This is a genomic window from Streptomyces hokutonensis, assembly GCF_042751305.1.
GTDB lineage: Bacteria > Actinomycetota > Actinomycetes > Streptomycetales > Streptomycetaceae > Streptomyces > Streptomyces hokutonensis_A.
The window spans coordinates 187775-209263 of the sequence record NZ_JBHYWD010000003.1 but is presented as its reverse complement, the minus strand read 5'-3'; the positions used below and the strand labels follow the sequence as shown (position 1 = coordinate 209263).

Below are 21489 nucleotides of genomic sequence, written 5' to 3'. Positions count from 1 at the left end.
GGCGGGGAGAGGCGGAGCGCTCATGGTCGTGGCCGGACGGATCGGTGTGGCACTGCTGGTAGTGGTGCTGGGGACGGGAGCCGGGCAGGGCACGGCGGCGGCCGGGGCCCCGGCGCGCGAACCCCTCGACACCTGGACCGGCAGCTGGGAGGCCGCCCCGTCCGGGACCACCACGGCCCATCCCGGCGCCTCCTTCCGCAACGTCGTGCATCTCAGCGTCGGCGGCGACGCCGTCCGCGTCCGGCTCACCAACCGGCTCGGCACCGCGCCGCTCCGCCTCGACACGGTGACCGTCGCCCTGCGCGGGACCGGTCCGGACGCCGTGTCCGGCTCGATGCGCACCGCGACGTTCAAAGGCGCCGGCGCGGTCACGATCCCGGCGGGCGAGGACCTCGTCACCGACGCCGTCCCGCTCGCCGTTCCCGACGCGGCGGACCTGCTTGTCACGGTCCACACGCCCGACGACTCCGGCCCCGCGACCTACCACCGCGGCGCAGGCCAGACCAACTACCGCACGCCGAGCGGCAATTGGGCGGCCGACAGCGACGGCGCCGCGTACACGACGACCACCGCCTCCTGGTACTACGTCGCCGGTGTCGACGTCCTCGACGCCCCGGCGGCCGGCAGTGTCGTGGCCTTCGGCGACTCCCTCACCGACGGCAACGGCTCCACCCGCGACGCCAACCACCGCTGGCCCGACCGGCTCGCCGAGCGCCTCGCCGCCCTGCCCTCGTACCGCCGTCTCGGCGTCCTCAACGCCGGGATCTCCGGCAACCGCCTGCTGCGCGACGACACCGGGCCGAGCGCCCTGGCCCGGCTCGACGCGGACGCCCTGTCGCGGGCGGGGGTGCGGGTGCTGATCGTCATGGAGGGCATCAACGACATCAAGGGCACCCCGAACGCCACCGACCCCGACGCCTTCGAGACCGCCTACCGCACCCTCGTGACCCGCGCCCACGCCCACGGCATCCGCGTCATCGGCGGGACCCTCACGCCGTACGGCGGCAACGGCGCGTACACGGCGGCGCGGGAGGGCGTACGCCAGACGGTCAACGCCTTCATCCGGGCCGGGGCCGGGGCCGGCGGGCTCTTCGACGCGGTCGTCGACTTCGACGCGGCCGTCCGCGACCCGGAGGAGCCGCAGCGGATCCGGCCCGCCTACGACTCCGGCGACCACCTGCACTTCAACGACGCCGGTATGCGCGCACTCGCCGACACGGTCGACCTCACCACGCTGGCACCGTTGACCCCGTGGACCCCGTAGGTCAGCCCCAGATCGTGGCGCCCAGCCACGCCCCCGCGATCAGCAGGCACGTGAACAGTTCCGTCAGCACGCTGGAGCCGCCCGAGCGCATCGCCGTCCGCAGGGAGGCCATGGCCTCGGCGTGCCGGCCCAGCCGCAGGCGTTCGTGGACGTAGACGCCTGCCATGAAGCCGGGGATCGCGCCGAGCACGGGCAGCAGGAGGAAGCCCAGCAGCGCGCCGGTTCCGGCGTAGACGGCCATCCGGGGGGTCGCGCCGCTCGCCCGCAGGCGGCGAGGAGGCAGCGCCCAGCGCACCACCTGGGAGAGGAGGAGGGCGGCCGTGGCGCCGACGAGGACGCCCCAGGAGACGGGCTGCGGATCCTTCAGCGCCCACCACAGGACCGCGGCCCACACCAGCCACGACCCCAGAACTCCGGGCACCAGGACTCCGCACAGGCCGAGCAGGATGACGACGCCGACCAGCAGGAGTTCAGCCACTCCCATCTGCCCAGCCTGCGGGATCCCGGGGGAAAACGCAGGTCAGTAACGGGTCACCCAGCCCCGTTCGTAGGCGTGCCAGCCCAGTTGCAGCCGGGTCGTCGTCCCGGTCAGCTCCATCAGCCGCTTCACCCGGCGCTGGACCGTCCTGAGGCCCAGGTCGAGCTGTTTCGCGACGCTCGCGTCGGTCAGCCCGGCCAGCAGCAGGGACAGCACCTCCAGGTCGGTGCCGTCGGGGCCGTCCGGCTCCTGTTCGGCGGTGCCGGACTCGCCCAGGCGCAGCGGGTGCGCGTCCCGCCAGACCGACTCGAAGAGCCCGCAGAGCAGTTCCAGCAGGCCGCTCGCGTGCACGACCAGCGCGGCGGGTTCGGCGCTGTGCGAGGTGAGGGGCACCAGCGCGAGGGTCCGGTCGGCGACCACCAGCTTCGTCGGCACCTTGTCCACCACCCGCACCTGCTCGCCGCGGCCGAGCGCTGCGGCCAGTTCGGTGCGGCCGTCCGGCAGGTCGAGCACCGCCCGTTCGATGACGACCCGGTAGTGGACCCCGCGTCCCGCGGCCTGCTCCTCCGCGTCGTTCTCCATGCCGGTGACGGCGACCGGGTTCCCGGTGACCAGCGCGCACACCTCGTCGCTCGCGCCGAGCTGGAGCTGCAGAAAACGCCGGGTGACGGCCGCGGCCCCGGTCACCACCTCCACCAGATCGTGTACGGCGGTCTTGGCGGCGGCCGCCCGGTACTCCTCGGCGAGCAGCGCGGCGGCCAGTTCGGCCTTCTCCAGTTCGTGGCGCTGCTGGGTGAGCAGTGCGCCCAGCGCCACCCCGGGCGGGGCCGCGACCCAGCGGCCGGGACGGGCCGTCGACTGGGCGGCGAGTCCGTGCAGTTCCAGGCGGCGAAGGGCGCGCTCGGTGTCGTACTCCCCGATGGTCAGCCGTCGGGCGAGATCGGGCACGTCCGCGGCGCCGACGGACACCAGCGCCCGATACGCCGACTCGTGCGCCTCGTCCAGGCCTATCGCTCCCAGCATCAGGTCCCGCCCCTCCCCGCACACCCGTCGCGCACGCCATGGCGGAAATCGGCCACGGCGCGAACCCGCCTCCGTACATCATCGCCGTACCACCCGTCACTCTGCCAAGGTTGCGCCACCGAGGCACCAACAGCCGTCCGCAATGCCTGGATTGGGCTCGCACGGTCTGCGGATTCGCGCCCGTCGTAAGTCATAGGGGAGTCGGGCGCGAATCACAGCGGCCCTTCAGGGTGAGGGGTCACACTCAGGCCCGGACGGACCGGATCCGCGACGGAATCCGGTCACTCGGTGGTCGCCGGGCGGTTCTCCCGTGGGGGGTGGAACCGTCCGGCGGCTCTGTGCCGTGCCGTATCGCCTTGTGGCGCACGGGTGTTCGGTACGTCATCCGACACGCCGTTCGAGAAGACCCGCGCACCGGATTTTCCTGACGCCCCGTTTTCATCCGGCCCGCGCGGTGGACAATTAGGGGCATGAGCCAGCAGGGGGGAAAGCCGCCCGGTCACGAAGACGACTGGTGGGGCCAGCTGTACGACGACTCCACCGACGACACGGGGCCCACGGCCGCGGCCGACTCCCTGGAGGACCGGTTCGCCTCGGCGGCCGGGACCGTGGGCGAGGGTGCGCGTGCGGTGCCGGGGGCTGCGGATGAGGGTGCGGGCCCGGTGGCGGGGCCCATGGCCGAGGGTTCGCGTCCGGGACCGGGGACTGTGGCCGAGGGTTCGCGTCCGGGACCGGGGACTGTGGCCGAGGGTTCGCGTCCGGGACCGGGGACTGTGGGCGAGGGCCTGCGACCGGTGGCCGGCTCGGGGGTTCCGGCACCGCGTGCCGGTGCCTCCGGTGGCGCCGGTTCCCTCCGGGGCGGTACGGCGGATGCCGAGGCGCCGGGCCACCGTCCGACTCCGGCCCCGGCCCCGGCCCCGGCCCCGGCCACGCGCGACGACAGCTCGCAGTCTCCGGCCGGGCGCGGCGCCGGCACGGCCCCGTCCTCCGGCGCAGCACCCTTCCCACCGCCGTCACCACCGATCAGCCCCGCACCGATCAGCCCCGCACCGATCAGCCCCGCACCGCCCACCCCGCGGCCCCTCCGTGGGGACGCACCTCCCGCCGCGCCCGCCTACCCGCCGTCCCCGGCCGCCCTCACCGGCCCGCCCCCGAACCTCCCCGCCCTCACACCACCTCCCCCTCAGCCGCCCACACCCCCTCCCGCATCCCTCACCCTCGACTACGTCGGTTCCGGCCCTCCCACCTACGACGCCGAGCCCACCGCCCTCCCGCCCGCCGACCCGGACGACCTCGACGACCTGGTCGCGGACACCGTGCTGGACGGGGCGCGGTACGGGAGCAGCACGCTGCGGGCCGCTTCCGTGCGGGGGGACTCCGCGCGGTTCCGGGGCGAGCCGCGCCGGGATTCGCTGCTGACCGCACGGTTCGGGGTCGGGGAGCAGGCCCTGGTGCTGGTCGCGATGGCCACCGGAGCGCGCGCCACACCGGGCGCGCACCGGGCCGCCGCCGAGGCCTGTCACTGGATCGGGCGGGCCGTCGGACGCAGTCACGCGCGGCTCGCGGAGGACATCCGGGCCGCCCGGCGCGGTGATCTCAAGTCGGGTCTGCACCGGCTCACCGACCGCAGTCTCGGCAAACTCCGCGCCAGCGCCGCCGAGCAGGGCATCGACCCGGACGAGTACGCGGCCACCCTGCGCTGTCTTCTCCTCCCCGCGCACCCGGAGTGCCGTACCCGCGTCTTCTTCGGCGTCGGACCCGGCGGTCTGTTCCGGCTGCGCGACGGGGAGTGGCAGGACATCGAGCCCAGTGCGGGCGAGGCGACCGGCGAGGCCGTCGTCGGCTTCGGCTCGCAGCCCGCCGAGACCCCCGAGGGCGACCGGCTGACCATGGACCTCGGCATCCCGACCCCGCCGAGCCCGTACGAACCCGCCCCCGAACCGCCCCGCGAACCCTTCCGTTTCCGCGCCTCGGTCGCCCGCCCCGGGGACACGCTTCTCATGTGCACGGGCGGCCTCGCCGAACCATTGCGCGGCGAGCCCGAGCTGTCCGCCCATCTGGCGGGCCGGTGGTCCGCCGTCACCCCGCCCGGTCTGGCCGCGTTCCTCGCCGACACCCAAGTGCGGGTCAAGGGTTATGCCGACGACCGCACGGCCGCCGCCGTTTGGGAGGCGTGAGCGCCCGGGCTGTGAATTCATGGAACCCAGAGGGATCCGCAGTACACCGGAAACCGAAGGGCACGCGAGAACCATGGCCAAGCAGAACGTTGCCGAACAGTTCGTCGACATCCTCGTCCGCGCCGGCGTCAAGCGCCTCTACGGCGTCGTCGGGGACAGCCTCAACCCGGTCGTCGACGCGATCCGCCGCAACTCCGCCATCGACTGGATCCACGTACGGCACGAGGAGACCGCCGCCTTCGCCGCCGGCGCCGAAGCGCAGATAACCGGGAAGCTCGCGGCCTGCGCCGGCTCCTGCGGCCCCGGCAACCTCCACCTCATCAACGGCCTCTACGACGCCCACCGCTCCATGGCCCCGGTCCTCGCCCTCGCCTCGCAGATCCCGTCCAGCGAGATCGGCCTCGGCTACTTCCAGGAGACCCACCCGGAGCGTCTCTTCCAGGAGTGCAGTCACTACAGCGAACTGATTTCCAGCCCCAAGCAGATGCCCCGCCTCCTGCAGACCGCCATCCAGCACGCGATCGGGCAGAGCGGCGTCAGCGTCGTCTCGCTCCCGGGTGACATCGCCGCCGAACCCGCCCCGGAAAAGGCCGCCGAGACCGCCCTCGTCACCTCCCGCCCCTCCGTCCGCCCGGGCGACGCGGAGATCGAGAAGCTCGTCGAGATGATCGACGAGGCGGACAAGGTCACCCTCTTCTGCGGCAGCGGCACGGCGGGCGCGCACGCCGAGGTGATGGAGTTCGCCGGGAAGATCAAGTCCCCGATCGGACACGCCCTGCGGGGCAAGGAGTGGATCCAGTACGACAACCCGTACGACGTCGGCATGAGCGGACTGCTCGGCTACGGCGCCGCCTACGAGGCCACCCACGAGTGCGACCTGCTGATCCTCATCGGCACCGACTTCCCGTACAACGCGTTCCTGCCCGACGACGTGAAGATCGCCCAGATCGACGTACGGCCCGAACACCTGGGCCGGCGCTCGAAGTTGGACCTCGCCGTGTGGGGCGACGCGAAGGAGACGCTGCGCTGTCTCATCCCCCGGGTGAAGCCGAAGGGGGACCGGAAGTTCCTCGACCGGATGCTCAGGAAGCACGCCGACGCGCTGGAGGGGGTCGTCAAGGCGTACACGCGGAAGGTCGAGAAGCAGGTCCCCATCCATCCCGAGTACGTGGCCTCCGTACTCGACGAACTGGCCGACGAGGACGCCGTGTTCACGGTTGATACCGGGATGTGCAACGTGTGGGCCGCCCGCTACATCACGCCCAACGGCCGTCGCCGCGTGATCGGTTCGTTCTCGCACGGGTCGATGGCGAACGCGCTGCCGATGGCGATCGGCGCCCAGTTCACCGACACCGAGCGGCAGGTCATCTCGATGTCCGGCGACGGCGGATTCTCCATGCTCATGGGCGACTTCCTCACCCTCGTCCAGTACGACCTGCCGGTGAAGGTCGTCCTGTTCAACAACTCCTCTCTGGGAATGGTCGAGTTGGAGATGCTGGTCGCCGGTCTCCCCTCCTACGGCACCACCAACAAGAACCCCGACTTCGCCGCCGTGGCCCGCGCCTGCGGGGCGTACGGAGTGCGGGTCGAGAAGCCCAAGGATCTGGAGGGCGCGCTGAAGTCCGCTCTCAAGCACAAGGGTCCGGCCCTCGTCGACGTCGTCACCGACCCCAACGCGCTGTCCATCCCGCCGAAGATCAGCGCCGAGATGGTGACGGGCTTCGCGCTCTCGGCGTCGAAGATCGTGCTGGACGGGGGAGTCGGTCGCATGCTGCAGATGGCGCGGTCCAACATCCGTAACGTGCGCGGGCTCTAACCGTCGTACGGCGCCCAGCCCTTCGCCGAGTACCAGTAGTGCGGCAGGCCCTTGATGCTCGTCGTGCGGAACGGCCTGCCGTGGTCGTCGATGCGGAGGGTGCCGGTGCGGCCCTGGGAGGACCAGCCGAGTTCGAGGTACCAGCGGCAGTCGCAGGTCTGGGTCCGGGCCTTGACGAGCAGCACCTCGGGGTCCTGGGCGGAGACCCGGTACGGGAGGTGCACGGCCGGGACCGGTGTGCCCAGATCGCTTCCGGCGACCGGGCGGGCCAGGGGGCGGCGGGCGTCCAGGTCGACCCCGAAGTAGCGGGGGCTGACCTCTCCGCCGCAGCCCTGGTCCATGGCGTAGGCGGTGCCGTGGACGGGGGTGGCCCGGCCCACGACCCGTACGCGCAGCGACTCCAGGACGACCGCCGTGCTCGTCCGCCCCTGCACCGAGATCTCGACGTCGGTCTCCCGCCCGTGCACCGCGCGCTGTTTCGCCGCCCAGGTTCCGGCGTCCTCCGGGGCCGGGGGCGGCGGAACCCGCGCGGGTGACTTCTCGACGACGTAGTCGTGGCTGCAATGGATCGCCCACGCCTGGGAGTCGGCGGTCCAGGTGAGGGGCGCGGGGGGTGCGGACGGGGAGGGCTTGGGCTTGGCGGTGTGGTGGTGGGTGGTGATCGCCGACAGGGTGCCCCACACCGCGAGTACCGCGCACACCGCGGTGGCGGTGAGCGTGAGCCGGCGTCGGTACCAGGGGACGGGCGCCGGCGCGGGGACTTCCTCCGGCACTGGTTCGGGGACCGTATTCCCGGCGGGCCGGGGGCGCTGCCGGGCCGCCACCGCCAGGATCCAGTACCGGTGAAGTCGCAGCCGTTCCTCCGGTGTCGCCCCGCACAGTGCGGCGAACCGCTCCACGGGGGCGAAGTCGAGCGGGACCGCCTCGCCGACGCAGTAGCGGTGCAGGGTCGAGGCGTTCATGTTGAGGCGGCGGGCCAACTGGCCGTAGCTGCGGTCCGTGCGGTCCTTCAGCCGTCGCAGCAGCGCCGCGAACTCCTCGACATCCTTGTCGTCGCCCTCGCCCGACACTGTTCCCCCGTGCGTGTCGCGTCCCGGGACGGCATCCCAGGCACTCCTCATATGAGGAGGTCAGCGGGGGTGGGACGGTTCCACCGTCGCGGGTTCGGTGTCGGTCGTTGCGGTCGCCCTGGCCGCGCGCCGAAGCTCTGAGGGACCGCAGAGCACGGCACCGAATCGAAACGGGGAACCCACGTGAACAGCAAGAAGGCCACGCGCCGCACCGCCCTCGCCGCCGGCCTCGCCCTCGCCCTCGGGCTGGGCGTGGCGGCCCAGGCCTCCGCCGGCGGCCCGCGCACCGTCAGCGGCTCACCCGACGACAACATCACCCGCATCGCCGACTTCTACGGCGCCTACGTCGACGCCGAGAGCGACCTCGACAACGGCGGCGGCAAGCTCGCCCGGCAGCTGCGCGCGTACTACCTCACGCCCGCCTACCTGAAGAAGCTGACGGCCTGGGAGGACAGGAACCACGCCGACGGCGTCCTCCAGGCGCAGAACACGCCCCTGAGCTGGAAGGTCACCGACAAGGGCACCGCCGGCCACACCGAGGCCGTCATCACCCTGACCTGGGGCGGCGGCGACACCACGAAACTGGTCGTCGACATGACCCGTACGACCCACAAGATCTTCCACATCGGGACGAAGGGCATCGGCGGCAAGTAGACACCCCTTGCCGAACGGCTGATTCCGGCCAGATTCGTGAAGCGTGGGCCGTCGGGGGACCAACCGCCCCACGCCTTCGCGGACTACGGCCGGATCGGCAGCCCGGCATCGGCAGTCGGTGCGATCGCCGGTGGTCAGGACGGCACGAGGCGTCTGGTCCGGTGTCGGAGGCCAGGACTTCGCGGAGGGGAACGTCCCGACCGGCCTGCCCGGGCCGCATGCTCCGTACGGTGGCCGTTCGACCGTACGGACGCCGCTGCCCCCGAATCCTCCGCCCCGCCGGATCCGGCCCAACCATGGCCGAACACCTGGTCGTTGGCGATTCGACATGACTGGCCCGTTCCGCACGAGGGCATGGATCCCCGTGAACATGTTCGAGCAGGAGGGAAACCGGCGCAGGCGGGGGTCATGAAGAGGCAAGCACGAGGGGGCGGTCCCATGGCGGTCGGGGCCTCTTCGGCGAAAACGGTGGAGGAAACGGCCGGCAGCGCCATGGAACCGGCGCAGTCGCCTCAACTGAGGCGCAGACTCGGACGCGCGGACCTGCGGGCGGTGCCCGAAGCGCGCAGGGCGTTGCGTGAACTGTTACGGCACTGGGGGAGGCCGGGACGATCGGAGATAGCGGAACTGCTCACGAGTGAACTCGTCACCAACGCGCTGATCCACACCGACCACGACGCCGTGCTGACGGCGACGGTCGGACCCCATGGACTGCGCGTGGAGGTACGGGACTTCGTGGCCCGGAGGCCCAGACTGCGCGCACCGATCGCCGACGACGGTACGCACGGGCGGGGCCTGGTCCTGGTGCAGTCCCTCGCGGACGCCTGGGGAGTGTCGCCCCACGGGGTGGGCAAGTCCGTCTGGTTCGAACTCGATTCGGACGCGGCATGAGCAACGGGACGGGGGCGGCGTCCAGTTGGACTCCGCCCCCGTCCCGATGTCGCCCGGTCCCGGACCTCGTGGTGGTCCCGGATCTCAGCCGAACTGCTGCTCCAGGTCCTTGAGCTTGCGCTCGAGGGAGTCGAGCCGCGGCAGGGCCATGGTGTCGTCCTCCGCGGTGAGGTCGACGGTTATCGGGTCAGATGCCCCGCGGACTGGCTGGAGTGAGGGACGCGTGCGAACCGGCAGCGGTTCTCCGGTCGGTAGAGCAGGCTCCGCGGAGGGCTGCGAGGAGCCGCGCTCCAGGGCCTGCGGTTCCGGCGACCGGCCCCGCCCGATGAGGCCGCGCTGGCCCCGGCTTATGGCCTTGAGCTGGGCCCGCTCGATCCGCTGCTGGTCGCGGCGGCGCAGTCGGGTCTCTTCCTTCTTCGCCTTGTCCTCGCGCACCTCGTCGACCGCCTCGTCCAGGCTGCGCACGTTCTCCAGGAGCATCAGCGACCAGGCGCTGTAGGTCTCGCGGGGGGCCCGCAGCCAGCGGACGATACGGATCTGCGGCAGCGGACGCGGCACGAGACCCTGCTCGCGCAGCGCGGCACGACGGGTCTGCTTCAGCGCGCGGTCGAACAGGACCGCGGCCGACAGCGACATGCCGGAGAAGAACTGCGGAGCGCCCGCGTGGTCGACACCCCTGGGCGCGTGCACCCAGTTGAACCAGGCGGCCGCGGCCGCGAACGTCCATACGAGTATCCGGGAGCCGAGGGCCGCGTCGCCGTGGCTGGCCTCGCGGACCGCGAGGACCGAGCAGAACATGGCCGCGCCGTCCAGGCCGAACGGGACCAGGTACTCCCAGCCGTCGGTGAGGCCGAGGTTCTCCTGGCCGAAGCCGACCAGTCCGTGGAAGGAGAGTGCCGCGGCGACCGCCGCACAGCAGAACAGAAGGACGTAGGAGGCGATGCCGTATATGGCCTCCTTGCGCCTGCGGCGCTCCTCCGTGCGCTCCCACGAGTCGTCTTTCGCGTGCTCCCCGCCGGACCGCTTGCTCCGCGCGAGCACCGCAACCGCCGCCAGCATGCCCAGGAGCAGTACGGCGCCGGGAAGCAGCCAGTTAAGCGATATGTCGGTCAGTCTCATCTGGGGTCCCTTGCATTGGGATAGGGCGTAACGCCCGCCATAGTGGCCCAATCCCAACGGCCCTCAGGCGTTTTCGGGGCAAGAGGCCGCCAAGGAGGTGCAAGGGGATGCCCAGGGCGGCTTTCTGCTCGAACTGCCGCTTGAGGGGCGGGAGTTGAGTTCGAATAAGACTACCCGTACGGGTGGTTCCACGGAAAGTTCCTGCGACAAGTGAGGAAGTTGTGAAGCACCTGTAACCGGGCGGGAGTCTCGTTCGCGGTGATCCTAGCGGGCCCGGAAACGGGCCCCGCACTGAGGGTCCCTCAACTCGAGGCGGCGGCCAGCAGTTTGGTGACCCGCTCCGCCTCGCAGGCGCGCGGACAGGTCGGGCAGGCGTCCAGCGCGTCCAGCGTGTAGTACATGCAGCAGCTCGCCCGGTCCCGGGTGGGCAGTACCTCGCCGTTCGGGCCGGTGATCTCGCGGAACGCGGCGGACCCGACGTACGGCTTGGTCGCGCCCGGCAGCAGTCGCTCCAACTCCCGTACCGCCCGCGGCTGTTCGCCGAAGAGATCGGCGACGTACCAGATCCCCTCCACGACCTCGTCGGTCGCCATGCCCCACAGGGCGCGGCCCCGCCGCCGCATCCGCGGGCCGAAGCCGGCCAGCAGGGGCTCCATGTGCTCGGCGACCGCGGCCCGCACCTCCGCCCGCAGTGCCTCCTCGTCCGCGACCACCCGCGCACCGGGCAGCGCCGCCGCCGGATCGCCGGGCAGGCAGGCGAACGAGTCGGTACGCACGACCAGGTGGCCCATGTCCAGGCCCTCGGCGGTACGGTCGTACGTGACGTGGGTCACGGGGAGGCGGGGGACCCGGCGGTGCAGGAACCACGGCACCGTGAAGAGGAGGCAGACCGGCCAGGCGTAGCGGTGCAGGCCGAAGGTGGCTATCACGTCGGGGCGGCCCGGCCGGCCGTGGTCGCGCAGGACCTGGGCGTCGTCCCGGGCCAGGAACGCCTCCAGGCCCGCGCCGCCCTCGGCGAGCGCGGCGGCCGAGGCCCAGCCGCCGCCGGTCGGGAGCGGTTGTTCCAGGGGGAGTTCGGTGATCGCGAGCCCGGGGACGACCTCGGTGAGGCGGGCGTACGCGTCCGCTGTGGCCGAAGAGGGCAGGGGCATGCCGGAACCACCGATTCGCCGTTGGTTTAGAGGTAAGGCTTACCTTACCCAACCCCTCCGTAATTTGAACTAGTCCGATCTGCGCCTAAGGTGCTTGACGGACGAGTAACAAGCAGCCGTAATGACCCCAAGTACCGACACGTCCGGAGGAGGACCCGTGAAGCAGGGCGCGCAGGGCTCCGCCGGGACCGGCATACCTGACCCGCGTACCCGAGGAACCCGGGTGCCGCCCCAGCCGCGCGCCGCCGAAATGGACCGCGACCGGGACCGGGCGGACGGCACCGACGCGGTGCGCGGCGAGCACACGCACAGCGAGACTCCCTTCCCGCGCCCCCGGCAGGCACTCCAGCGGCCCTCCGTGCGCGGCCAGATACTCGACGCCCTGCGCACCGCGCTCGTCGGCGGCGAACTGACCCCCGGCGAGGTCTACTCCGCGCCCGCGCTCGGCGACCGGTTCGGCGTCTCCGCCACGCCCGTGCGCGAGGCCATGCAGCAGCTCGCCACCGAGGGCGCAATCGAGGTCGTACCGAACCGCGGTTTCCGCGTCGTCGAGCGGGGCGCCCGCGAACTCGCCGAGCTGGCGGAGATCCGCGCCCTGATCGAGGTCCCCGTGATACTGCGGCTGGCCCGGACGGTGCCCACCGCCCGCTGGGCCGAGCTGCGCCCGCTGGCCGAGGGGACCGTGCGCGCCGCGTCCTCCGGGTGCCGGGCGACCTACGCCGAGTCGGACCGGGCCTTCCACCGCGCGGTCCTCGCCCTCTCCGGCAACGAACAGCTCGTCCACCTCGCCGAGGACCTGCACCGCCGCACCCAGTGGCCGCCGGCCGTCGGCCCGTCCGCGCGCGGACGCGCCGAGCTGGTGGCCGACGCGGCCGAACACCTCGCGCTGGTCGAGGCGTTGGGCGCGGGGGAGTGGGACGTGGCGCAGTCACTGGTGCGGGAGCACTTCGCGGGCGCCGAGTGAATCCGAATATGTGACTCCGGTCACGAGCGGGTCCGGGTCCGGCGACCGCGGGCCCCGACGGGAACCCGCCCGCCCGTTGGTGACGTGCCCCACGGAAAGAGATGTCTGTTCCGTGGGGGAGAGCGCCGATGTTTCCGAATCCCGGCCAGCAGGCCGCACAGCGAGGTGCCGAACAGTCCGCACGCCGGGCGGCAGAGGACGGGATGAGGGCCGCACAGGCGGGAGCCCGGCGCGGCCACTCCCGTTCCGGCGGCGGCCTGTTGACCTTCCTGCTGCTCGTCGCAGTCGTGGTGCTGGTCGCACGCGATCCCGAACTCCGGGCGTCCGTCCTGCACTTCGTCCACCACGTCGTGAACGTCGTCCAGAACCGGGCCGACGGCGCCTGACCTACGCCGTGGCCGCCCCCGGCGCCGGTACCGCCAACTGCCTTGCCAGCCACGTCGGTACACCGCCGAGCAGCCGGAACAGCCGCCGCGCCTCCTCGCGCAGCCGGGACGCCTCCGGCTCGACCTCGGCGTCCGCGAGCGACGCGAGGGCCGGCGCCGTACCGACGAGGTAGCCCAACTCCTCCCGGATCCGCAGCGATTCGGCGAAGCCGTGCCGGGCCTCCGCCAACTCCCCGTCCCGCAGGGCGAGTCCGGCCAGATGACGCCAGGTGAACGACAGCAGCAGCGGGTCGGCGTGATCGGCGGCCCCCGCGTGCGCCCGCCGGTACGCGGCGCGCGCGGCCTGCGGCGAACGCGCCAGGTTCTCGGCGAGCAGCCCCCGCCGGAAGTCCAGCAGCGCCCGTCCACCGCCGCCCGGCGGGATCAGCGCCGCCGCCCGTCCGAGCGCGGCCCGCGCCTCGTCGGCCCGGTCGCGGACCCCGTGCAGCGTGGCCGCGTAGGCGAGGTACCCGCGCTCACAGGCCGCCGCGCCCCGCTCGTCGTCACTGTGGGCCAGCGCCTCGGCCGTCCGCAGCGCGTCGTCGGCCTCCTCCCAGCCCTGCTCGGTGTAGAGACACCGCTCCACGAACAGGGCGGTCCGCTGGAGGGCCGTCGCCGCGGTGTCGGGCCGCAGCAGCGCCGCCGCGTCGACCCAGCAGGCCCGCGAGCGCAGCCGCCACACCGCGGTCTGGAGGGGATCGTCACCAGCGGTCGTTCCGTATCCAGACATGGCGGAATGCGCCACGTTGCCCTCCCCGAGCACACCATTGAGCTGTTGAGTGGTGGCCGCATCTCAGCACGAATCCCGGGGCCCGGCCAAGAGGGTGGGTGAAAGAATTCACAAAGTCGTGGGATCCCCGGGTCAGCTCATCCGCAGTGCCAGGAAGAAATCCAGCTTGTCCTCAAGGCGCGAGAGGTCCCGACTCGTCAACTGCTCGATCCTGCCGACCCGGTAGCGCAGCGTGTTGACGTGCAGGTGCAGCCGGGTCGCACAGCGCGTCCAGGAGCCGTCGCACTCCAGGAACGCCTCCAGGGTCGGGATCAGCTCCGCGCGGTGCCTGCGGTCGTAGTCGCGCAGCGGGTCGAGGAGCCGCGCGGTGAAGGCCCGCCGCACGTCGTCCGGCACGAAGGGCAGGAGGAGCACGTGCGAGGCCAGTTCCTGGTGGCCCGCCGCGCACACCCGTCCAGGGCGCGCCGCCGCCACCCGCCGCGCGTGCCGTGCCTCCTCCAGCGCCCCGCGCAGCCCCTCCGCCGAGTGCACGGCCGCGCTCACCCCGAGCGTCACCCGCCCGTCGTCGTCGAGCCCAGCCGACAGCGGATCCCGTACGGCCGCCAGCAGCAGGTCCGCGTGGAGCCCGGACTCGGAGCCGTCGTGCTCCGCCGACACCGCGGGCAGCGGTACGAGCGCGATCGCCTCGTCGCCCGTGTGGGCCACGGCGATCCGGTCGGAGGGCTCGGGGCCTGTCGCCAGGGGGTCGACCAGGATCTCCTCCAGGAGAGACTGGGCGACCGGTCCGGCCTCGATGTCCCCGCCCTCCCACTCGACCCGGGCCACCACCACCTGCCAGTGCGGTGCCGCCCCGAGACCGGGCAGCAGGACGGGCGCGGCGACCCGCAGCCGCGCGGCGACCTCGGCCGGCGCGGCACCCGTCTGGACCAGCTCCAGCACCTCCTGCGCGAGCCGTCTGCGGACCGTGCGCGCCGCGTCCCGCCGGTCACGCTCGACCGCGATGAGCTGGGTGACGCCCTGGAGCAGGTCCAGCCGCTCGTCCGGCCAGTCCCCGGCGTCCGCCTCGACGGCCAGCAGCCAGTCCGACAGCACCGTCTCGCGCACGTCCCGCGAGCCCTGCGGGGACCGCCCGCTGCTGCGGATCGGGAAGAGGGAGTACGTCGCCGCCCCCAGCGCCAGCCGGTGCGGTCCCCGGCGGCCCGTTCGGGCGGCGGCCAGGTGCTCGGCGGCCAGCTTGGCGCACACGTCCACGGGCAGCGCGGCCCCCGCCACCTTCGAACCCGCGATCAGCCGCCCGGTCGGCGACAGCACCCACGCCCGCAGATCGAGGTCGGAGCCGAGCAGGTCCAGGACCACGTCCGGGCCACCGCCCGCCGGGCCCGAGGTCATCATCCGGCGGTGCCGGTCCACCACGGCCGCCAGATCACCGGCCCGCTCACCGGACACCTGCCGTACGACATGCTCGGTGATCGTCGCGAACGCCACCGACTCGTTGACCGCGAACAGCGGCAGCCGGTGCTTGGCGCAGGCCACCACGAGGTCGTCCGGGATGTCGCCGAGCTCGGCCTCGCCGGCGGCCAGCGCGGCCACCCCGGCGGACACCAGGAGCCGTACGAACGGCTCGGAGTCCGAAGCGCTCCGGCGCCAGGCCAGACCGGTCAGGACCAGCTCGCCGCCGGAGAGGTAGCGGCTGGGGTCGCGCAGGTCGGTGGTCATCACCCCGCGTACCGTGCGGTCCAGCTCGTCCGCCCCGCCGAGCAGCCGCAGCCCCAGCGCATCGGTGTCCAGAAGTGCGCGCAGCCGCATCGCCGTCGCCGCCGTTCTTTGTCTAGAAAACTACGATGAACCAAGAGGTGCTGTGGGTGCGGGGCCGTGCGGGGCTGTTTCCCACGTTTCCACAGGGAATCGGAGGGGTTACTGATGGCCTCCGTTCATACGAATCTACAAGATGCCCGCGCTGGCCAGCCAACTCCTTCATGGTTTCCGTGACTGACCCCGGGGAGCACGGCCCTGTGTACTGACCCCACGCTGCATTAACAGCGCATGAACGAGCCGGGCCCGCCGCACACGAACTGGCTTGATCCGTACGACCCACGAGACGAAGAAGAGAGCCGGTCATGGACTTCCTTCGCCCCGCAAGCTGGGAGGAGGCGCTCGCCGCCAAGGCAGAGCACCCCACCGCAGTACCGATCGCGGGCGGCACCGATGTGATGGTCGAGATCAACTTCGACCACCGCCGGCCCGAGTACCTGCTCGACCTCAACCGCATCGGTGATCTCTACGAGTGGGAGGTCGGCGCCGACAGCGTGCGGCTCGGGGCCTCGGTCCCGTACACCCGGATCATGGAGCACCTGCGCACCGAACTGCCGGGCCTCTCCCTCGCCTCGCACACGGTCGCCTCCCCGCAGATCCGCAACCGCGGCGGCGTCGGCGGCAACCTCGGCACCGCCTCCCCGGCCGGAGACGCCCACCCCGCGCTCCTCGCGGCCGGCGCCGAGGTCGAGGCCGAGTCGGTGCGAGGCACCCGGCTCATCCCGATCGACGAGTTCTACACCGGCGTGAAGCGCAACGCGCTCGCGCCCGACGAGCTGATCCGCGCCGTCCACGTCAAGAAGGCGGACGGCCCCCAGCAGTACTCGAAGGTCGGTACACGGAACGCCATGGTGATCGCCGTGTGCGCCTTCGGTCTGGCCCTGCACCCCTCCACCCGCACGGTCCGCACCGGCATCGGTTCGGCCGCGCCGACACCCGTACGGGCGAAGGCGGCCGAGGAATTCCTGAACGCGGCGCTCGACGAGGGCGGCTTCTGGGACAACGGCCGGATCATCACCCCGTCGGTCGCCAAGCAGTTCGCGGACCTGTGCTCCGCCGCCTGCAACCCGATCGACGACGTCCGGGGCACCGCGAGCTACCGCCGCCACGCGGTCGGCATCATGGCCCGCCGCACCCTGACCTGGACCTGGGAGTCCTACCGCGGCTCCGCCGCCCGTTCGGAGGGAGTCGCGTAATGCGCGTCAATTTCACGGTCAACGGCCGCCCGCAGGAAGCGGACGACGTGTGGGAGGGCGAGTCCCTGCTGTACGTGCTGCGCGAGCGGATGGGCCTGCCGGGCTCCAAGAACGCGTGCGAGCAGGGCGAGTGCGGTTCCTGCACGGTCCGGCTGGACGGCGTCCCGGTGTGCTCGTGTCTGGTCGCCGCCGGGCAGGTCGAGGGCCGCGAGGTCGTCACCGTCGAGGGGCTCGCGGACTACGCCAAGCAGCGCGCGGAGCACGGGAGTTGCGGTACGTCGCTGGACGAGGCCAAGCAGTGGGCCGCGAAGGGACAGGACTCCCAGACCGGCGAGGGCACCGAACTCGCCCCCATCCAGCAGGCGTTCATCGACGCCGGAGCCGTCCAGTGCGGTTTCTGCACCCCCGGTCTCCTCGTCGCCGCCGACGAGATGCTGGAGCACAACCCGAACCCGACGGACGCGGACATCCGCGAGGCGCTCTCGGGCAACCTGTGCCGCTGCACCGGCTACGAGAAGATCATGGACGCGGTCCGCCTGGCGGCCGCCAGGCAGGGAGAGGCGGTCTGACGATGGGCACCACCGGCACTCCCACGAACCTCACCCAGCGCTCCAAGACCAAGGGCGGCATCGGCGAGTCCACGCTCCGCCCGGACGGCACCCTCAAGGTCACCGGCGAGTTCGCGTACTCCTCCGACATGTGGCACGAGGACATGCTCTGGGGCCAGATCCTGCGCTCCACGGTCGCCCACGCCGAGATCGTCTCCATCGACACGGTCGAGGCGCTCAAGACGCCAGGCGTCTACGCCGTCATGACCTACGACGACCTCCCGACCGACGTGAAGAACTACGGCCTGGAGATCCAGGACACCCCGGTCCTCGCGCACGGCAAGGTCCGCCACCACGGCGAGCCGGTCGCGATCGTCGCCGCCGACCACCCCGAGACCGCCCGCCGCGCGGCCGCGAAGATCAAGGTCGAGTACCGCGAACTCCCGGTCATCACCGACGAGTCGTCCGCGACCGCCCCGGACGCGATCCTCGTCCACGAGAACCGCGACGACCACCACATCGGCCACGTCCCGCACCCGAACATCGTGCACCGCCAGCCGATCGTGCGCGGTGACGTGGCGGCGGCCCGCGAGCGCGCCGACTTCGTCGTCGAGGGCGAGTACACCTTCGGCATGCAGGACCAGGCGTTCCTGGGCCCCGAGTCCGGGCTCGCCGTACCCGCCGAGGACGGCGGTGTCGACCTCTACATCGCCACCCAGTGGCTGCACTCCGACCTGCGCCAGATCGCGCCCGTCCTCGGCCTGCCCGAGGACAAGGTCCGCATGACGCTCTCCGGAGTCGGCGGCGCGTTCGGCGGGCGCGAGGACCTGTCGATGCAGATCCACGCCTGCCTGCTGGCCCTGCGCACCGGCAAACCCGTGAAGATCGTCTACAACCGCTTCGAGTCCTTCTTCGGCCACGTCCACCGCCACCCCGCCAAGCTGTACTACGAGCACGGCGCCACGAAGGACGGCAGGCTCACCCACCTCAAGGCCCGCATCGTCCTGGACGGCGGCGCCTACGCGTCCGCGTCCCCGGCGGTCGTAGGAAACGCTTCGTCGCTCGGCGCCGGACCGTACGTCGTCGACAACGTCGACATCGAGGCCATCGCCCTCTACACCAACAACCCGCCCTGCGGCGCGATGCGCGGCTTCGGCGCGGTCCAGGCGTGCTTCGCCTACGAGGCCCAGATGGACAAGCTCGCCGACAAGGTGGGCATGGACCGGGTCGCGTTCCGTCAGCTCAACGCGATGGAGCAGGGGACGGTGATGCCGACCGGACAGGTCGTCGACTCACCGGCGCCCGTCGCCGAACTCCTGCGCCGCGTCAAGGCGATGCCCATGCCGCCGGAGCAGCAGTGGCTCGCGGCCGGAGAGGCCGCCGACGTACGGCAGTTGCCGGGCGGGCTGTCCAACACCACGCACGGCGAAGGCGTCGTACGAGGCGTCGGCTACGCGGTCGGCATCAAGAACGTCGGCTTCTCCGAGGGCTTCGACGACTACTCGACGGCCAAGGTCCGCCTGGAAGTTGTGGCCGGTGAGCCCGTCGCCGTCGTGCACACCGCGATGGCGGAGGTCGGCCAGGGCGGTGTCACCGTCCACGCGCAGATCGCCCGCACCGAACTGGGCGTCACCCAGGTGACCATCAACCCGGCGGACACGCAGGTGGGTTCGGCCGGTTCGACCTCCGCGTCCCGCCAGACGTACGTCACCGGTGGCGCCGTGAAGAACTCCTGCGAGCTGGTCCGCGAGAAGGTCCTGGAGATGGGCCGCCGCAGGCTCGGCACCTACCACCCGGCCTGGGCCACCGCCGAACTCCTCCTGGAGGGCGGCAAGGTCGTCACCGACGCGGGCGAGGTCCTCGCCGATCTGGTGGACGTCCTCGAAGGCGAGGCCGTCGAGATCGAGGCCGAGTGGCGGCACCGTCCCACCGAGGCCTTCGACCTACGCACCGGACAGGGCTTCGGGCACGTCCAGTACACCTTCGCCGCGCACCGCGCCGTCGTCGAGGTCGACACCGAACTCGGCCTGGTGAAGGTCATCGAGCTGGCCTGCGCGCAGGACGTCGGCAAGGCGCTCAACCCGCTGTCCGTGATCGGCCAGATCCAGGGCGGTACGACCCAGGGTCTCGGCATCGCGGTCATGGAGGAGATCATCGTCGACCCGAAGACCGCCCAGGTCAGGAACCCGTCCTTCACGGACTACCTGATCCCCACCATCCTCGACACACCGACCATTCCGGTCGATGTGCTCGAACTCGCCGACGAGCACGCCCCGTACGGGCTGCGCGGCATCGGCGAGGCACCCACCCTGTCGTCGACTCCGGCCGTGCTAGCGGCAGTTCGGAACGCGACCGGGCTGGAACTGAACAGGACACCGGTACGCCCGGAGCACCTCACCGGTATGTGACCTCCGGGTCCCCCTTGTTCGTCTCGGGCCGTCCCCCGGGTCGTCCATCCCAAATCCCGCATGCCGCTCCAGAGGCGGCGAGCGGGTGCCCCTGTGAACCTTGGGAGATGGCCCCATGACCCAGCAGTCCCTGGAACCCAGGACCGCCGCCGAAGACGCGGGCGAAGGAACCCGCGTCCCGGCCGGCCGGTCCTGGCTCGACCGTTACTTCCACATCTCGAAACGGGGATCGACCGTCGCGCGCGAGGTGCGCGGCGGAGTCACCACCTTCATGGCGATGGCGTACATCCTGCTGCTCAACCCCCTGATCCTGTCCGGCAAGGACGTCGCGGGGGACACGCTCGGCCAGAAGGGCCTGATCACCGCGACCGCGTTCGCGGCGGCCCTCACCACGCTCCTGATGGGCTTCGTCGGCAAGGTGCCGCTGGCCCTCGCCGCCGGGCTCTCCGTCTCCGGGGTGCTCTCCTCGCAGGTCGCCCCGCAGATGACCTGGCCGCAGGCGATGGGCATGTGCGTGGTCTACGGCGTGGTCATCATGCTGCTGGTCGTCACCGGCCTGCGCGAGATGATCATGAACTCGATTCCGCTCGCGCTGAAACACGGCATCACGATGGGCATCGGGCTGTTCATAGCCCTCATCGGCTTCTACAAGTCGGGCTTCGTGCACCAGGGCAGGGCGACGCCCGTCACCCTCGGCCCGGCGGGCGAACTCGCGGGCTGGCCCGTCCTGTTGTTCGCCGGCACGCTGCTCCTGATCTTCATGCTCCAGGCCCGCAACCTGCCCGGCGCCATCCTCATCGGCATCATCACCGGCACGGTCGTCGCCGCGATCCTCAACTCCGCAGGAGTCATCGACCCCAAGCAGTGGGCGAGCGGTGCCGCCCCCGAACTGCACGGCAGCGCGGTCTCCATGCCCGACTTCTCGCTCTTCGGCCATGTGGAGTTCGGCGGTTGGGGCAAGGTCGGCGCGATGACGGTCGGCATGATCGTGTTCACGCTCGTGCTGGCCGGCTTCTTCGACGCGATGGCCACCATCATCGGCGTCGGCACCGAGGCCGAGCTCGCCGACGACAAGGGGCGGATGCCGGGCCTGTCCAAGGCGCTGTTCATCGACGGCGCGGGCGGCGCGATCGGCGGTGTCGCGGGCGGCTCCGGCCAGACCGTCTTCATCGAGTCGGCGACGGGAGTCGGGGAGGGCGCGCGAACGGGCCTCGCCTCGGCCGTCACCGGACTCTTCTTCGCCGCCTGCCTGTTCTTCACCCCGCTCACCGCGATCGTCCCCCAGGAGGTCGCGTCCGCCGCCCTGGTCGTCATCGGCTCGATGATGCTGATGAACGCCCGGCACGTGGACTGGGCCGACCGGGCCACCGCAATTCCCGTGTTCCTCACGGTGGTTGTGATGCCGTTCACGTACAGCATCACGGCGGGTGTCTCCGCGGGCGTCATCTCGTACGTCGCCATCAAGACCGCCCAGGGCAAGGCACGCGAGATCGGCGCCTTCATGTGGGGCCTGACCGTCATCTTCCTCGTGTACTTCGCCCTCCACCCGATCGAGGGCTGGCTCGGAGTGCGGTAGCGCTCCGCCGGGAGAGCCGCGATGGGCCGGTGGTCCGCCGCAGGTCCGTCGTGGCTGGTCGCGCAGTTCCCCGGGGGGCGGGGGGGGGGGGGCGGGGGCGCCCCGTTTGTAGTATAGACAGACTGGGTTAGAAGCCGCGGCGCTGTGCACGAGGGGGGGTGTGGAGGTGTGAGAGTGGAGAGGCCGA

At 71.7% G+C, this 21489-nt stretch carries 18 protein-coding genes; 11 read left to right on the top strand and 7 right to left on the bottom strand.

Going from position 1 to position 21489, the window contains the following annotated elements; translation table 11 throughout:
* Positions 1-22: 22 nt before the first annotated feature.
* Positions 23-1264: an SGNH/GDSL hydrolase family protein gene (locus ACFXC1_RS10870; RefSeq protein ID WP_381241445.1), complete on the top strand. Its 1242-nt coding sequence runs from the start codon at positions 23-25 to the stop codon at positions 1262-1264.
* A 1-nt stretch (position 1265) separates the two neighbouring features.
* Here ACFXC1_RS10870 and ACFXC1_RS10865 read toward each other — a convergent pair whose 3' ends face one another.
* Together ACFXC1_RS10865 and ACFXC1_RS10860 are read right to left on the bottom strand one after the other, a co-directional pair.
* Positions 1266-1748, bottom strand: a complete 483-nt coding sequence (locus ACFXC1_RS10865) for a DUF456 domain-containing protein (RefSeq protein ID WP_381241444.1) — start codon at positions 1746-1748, stop codon at positions 1266-1268.
* A gap of 36 nt (positions 1749-1784) precedes the next feature.
* Positions 1785-2765: a helix-turn-helix transcriptional regulator gene (locus tag ACFXC1_RS10860; protein ID WP_381241442.1), complete on the bottom strand. Its 981-nt coding sequence runs from the start codon at positions 2763-2765 to the stop codon at positions 1785-1787.
* A 470-nt stretch (positions 2766-3235) separates the two neighbouring features.
* Here ACFXC1_RS10860 and ACFXC1_RS10855 point away from each other — a divergent pair, with 470 nt between their 5' ends.
* Both ACFXC1_RS10855 and ACFXC1_RS10850 read left to right on the top strand, forming a co-directional pair.
* Positions 3236-4942 (top strand): protein phosphatase 2C domain-containing protein, encoded by a 1707-nt coding sequence (locus ACFXC1_RS10855; RefSeq protein ID WP_381241441.1) that lies wholly within the window; start codon positions 3236-3238, stop codon positions 4940-4942.
* A gap of 73 nt (positions 4943-5015) precedes the next feature.
* Positions 5016-6758, top strand: a complete 1743-nt coding sequence (locus tag ACFXC1_RS10850; RefSeq protein ID WP_381241439.1) for a pyruvate dehydrogenase — start codon at positions 5016-5018, stop codon at positions 6756-6758.
* On the opposite strand, the gene ACFXC1_RS10845 is transcribed toward ACFXC1_RS10850, so the two are convergent.
* Complete coding sequence (locus ACFXC1_RS10845; protein ID WP_381241437.1) at positions 6755-7828, bottom strand: helix-turn-helix domain-containing protein; 1074 nt, start codon at positions 7826-7828, stop codon at positions 6755-6757. The two genes, ACFXC1_RS10850 and ACFXC1_RS10845, sit on opposite strands and share 4 nt — an antisense overlap.
* A 183-nt stretch (positions 7829-8011) precedes the next feature.
* Between ACFXC1_RS10845 and ACFXC1_RS10840 the strand changes: the two genes are divergently transcribed.
* Positions 8012-8482 (top strand): hypothetical protein, encoded by a 471-nt coding sequence (locus ACFXC1_RS10840; protein ID WP_381241435.1) that lies wholly within the window; start codon positions 8012-8014, stop codon positions 8480-8482.
* 438 nt (positions 8483-8920) lie between these two features.
* Positions 8921-9373 (top strand): ATP-binding protein, encoded by a 453-nt coding sequence (locus tag ACFXC1_RS10835; RefSeq protein WP_381241433.1) that lies wholly within the window; start codon positions 8921-8923, stop codon positions 9371-9373.
* Positions 9374-9457: 84 nt separating this feature from the next.
* Here the strand turns inward: ACFXC1_RS10835 and ACFXC1_RS10830 are convergent, their stop codons facing one another.
* Both ACFXC1_RS10830 and ACFXC1_RS10825 read right to left on the bottom strand, forming a co-directional pair.
* Entirely contained in the window at positions 9458-10492 is a 1035-nt protein-coding gene (locus tag ACFXC1_RS10830; RefSeq protein ID WP_381241431.1) for a DUF2637 domain-containing protein, read from the bottom strand.
* Between the two features lie 302 nt (positions 10493-10794).
* On the bottom strand, positions 10795-11643 hold the full coding sequence (locus ACFXC1_RS10825; protein WP_381241429.1) for a (2Fe-2S)-binding protein: 849 nt from the start codon (positions 11641-11643) through the stop codon (positions 10795-10797).
* 157 nt (positions 11644-11800) lie between these two features.
* Here ACFXC1_RS10825 and ACFXC1_RS10820 point away from each other — a divergent pair, with 157 nt between their 5' ends.
* Both ACFXC1_RS10820 and ACFXC1_RS10815 read left to right on the top strand, forming a co-directional pair.
* Positions 11801-12607, top strand: coding sequence for a GntR family transcriptional regulator (locus tag ACFXC1_RS10820; protein ID WP_381241427.1), 807 nt, complete (start codon positions 11801-11803; stop codon positions 12605-12607).
* Positions 12608-12735: 128 nt separating this feature from the next.
* On the top strand, positions 12736-12993 hold the full coding sequence (locus tag ACFXC1_RS10815) for a hypothetical protein (RefSeq protein ID WP_381241426.1): 258 nt from the start codon (positions 12736-12738) through the stop codon (positions 12991-12993).
* Between the two features lies 1 nt (position 12994).
* On the opposite strand, the gene ACFXC1_RS10810 is transcribed toward ACFXC1_RS10815, so the two are convergent.
* Both ACFXC1_RS10810 and ACFXC1_RS10805 read right to left on the bottom strand, forming a co-directional pair.
* Positions 12995-13777 carry a hypothetical protein gene (locus ACFXC1_RS10810; RefSeq protein WP_093632174.1) on the bottom strand — a complete coding sequence of 261 codons (783 nt, stop codon included), beginning with the start codon at positions 13775-13777 and terminating at the stop codon, positions 12995-12997.
* A gap of 117 nt (positions 13778-13894) precedes the next feature.
* A complete protein-coding gene (locus ACFXC1_RS10805) occupies positions 13895-15568 on the bottom strand; it encodes a PucR family transcriptional regulator (protein WP_381241424.1) in 1674 nt (557 codons plus the stop codon).
* A gap of 311 nt (positions 15569-15879) precedes the next feature.
* On the opposite strand from ACFXC1_RS10805, the gene ACFXC1_RS10800 reads away from it, so the two are divergent.
* From ACFXC1_RS10800 to ACFXC1_RS10785, 4 genes are all read left to right on the top strand, one after another.
* Positions 15880-16770 (top strand): FAD binding domain-containing protein, encoded by an 891-nt coding sequence (locus ACFXC1_RS10800; RefSeq protein WP_381241422.1) that lies wholly within the window; start codon positions 15880-15882, stop codon positions 16768-16770.
* Positions 16770-17339 carry a (2Fe-2S)-binding protein gene (locus ACFXC1_RS10795; protein WP_381241420.1) on the top strand — a complete coding sequence of 190 codons (570 nt, stop codon included), beginning with the start codon at positions 16770-16772 and terminating at the stop codon, positions 17337-17339. Before ACFXC1_RS10800 ends, ACFXC1_RS10795 begins: the two co-directional genes overlap by 1 nt.
* 2 nt (positions 17340-17341) lie before the next feature.
* On the top strand, positions 17342-19726 hold the full coding sequence (locus tag ACFXC1_RS10790; protein ID WP_381241418.1) for a xanthine dehydrogenase family protein molybdopterin-binding subunit: 2385 nt from the start codon (positions 17342-17344) through the stop codon (positions 19724-19726).
* 115 nt (positions 19727-19841) lie between these two features.
* A complete protein-coding gene (locus ACFXC1_RS10785; RefSeq protein WP_381241416.1) occupies positions 19842-21302 on the top strand; it encodes an NCS2 family permease in 1461 nt (486 codons plus the stop codon).
* Positions 21303-21489: the final 187 nt, after the last annotated feature.

What these genes read in the sequence shown, in the direction of transcription:
- ACFXC1_RS10870 (WP_381241445.1), top strand. Translation starts at nt 23, where the DNA reads ATGGTCGTGGCCGGACGGATCGGTGTGGCACTGCTGGTAGTGGTGCTG.
- ACFXC1_RS10865 (WP_381241444.1), bottom strand. Translation starts at nt 1,748, where the DNA reads ATGGGAGTGGCTGAACTCCTGCTGGTCGGCGTCGTCATCCTGCTCGGC.
- ACFXC1_RS10860 (WP_381241442.1), bottom strand. Translation starts at nt 2,765, where the DNA reads ATGCTGGGAGCGATAGGCCTGGACGAGGCGCACGAGTCGGCGTATCGG.
- ACFXC1_RS10855 (WP_381241441.1), top strand. Translation starts at nt 3,236, where the DNA reads ATGAGCCAGCAGGGGGGAAAGCCGCCCGGTCACGAAGACGACTGGTGG.
- ACFXC1_RS10850 (WP_381241439.1), top strand. Translation starts at nt 5,016, where the DNA reads ATGGCCAAGCAGAACGTTGCCGAACAGTTCGTCGACATCCTCGTCCGC.
- ACFXC1_RS10835 (WP_381241433.1), top strand. Translation starts at nt 8,921, where the DNA reads ATGGCGGTCGGGGCCTCTTCGGCGAAAACGGTGGAGGAAACGGCCGGC.
- ACFXC1_RS10830 (WP_381241431.1), bottom strand. Translation starts at nt 10,492, where the DNA reads ATGAGACTGACCGACATATCGCTTAACTGGCTGCTTCCCGGCGCCGTA.
- ACFXC1_RS10825 (WP_381241429.1), bottom strand. Translation starts at nt 11,643, where the DNA reads ATGCCCCTGCCCTCTTCGGCCACAGCGGACGCGTACGCCCGCCTCACC.
- ACFXC1_RS10815 (WP_381241426.1), top strand. Translation starts at nt 12,736, where the DNA reads ATGTTTCCGAATCCCGGCCAGCAGGCCGCACAGCGAGGTGCCGAACAG.
- ACFXC1_RS10805 (WP_381241424.1), bottom strand. Translation starts at nt 15,568, where the DNA reads ATGCGGCTGCGCGCACTTCTGGACACCGATGCGCTGGGGCTGCGGCTG.
- ACFXC1_RS10800 (WP_381241422.1), top strand. Translation starts at nt 15,880, where the DNA reads ATGGACTTCCTTCGCCCCGCAAGCTGGGAGGAGGCGCTCGCCGCCAAG.
- ACFXC1_RS10795 (WP_381241420.1), top strand. Translation starts at nt 16,770, where the DNA reads ATGCGCGTCAATTTCACGGTCAACGGCCGCCCGCAGGAAGCGGACGAC.
- ACFXC1_RS10790 (WP_381241418.1), top strand. Translation starts at nt 17,342, where the DNA reads ATGGGCACCACCGGCACTCCCACGAACCTCACCCAGCGCTCCAAGACC.
- ACFXC1_RS10785 (WP_381241416.1), top strand. Translation starts at nt 19,842, where the DNA reads ATGACCCAGCAGTCCCTGGAACCCAGGACCGCCGCCGAAGACGCGGGC.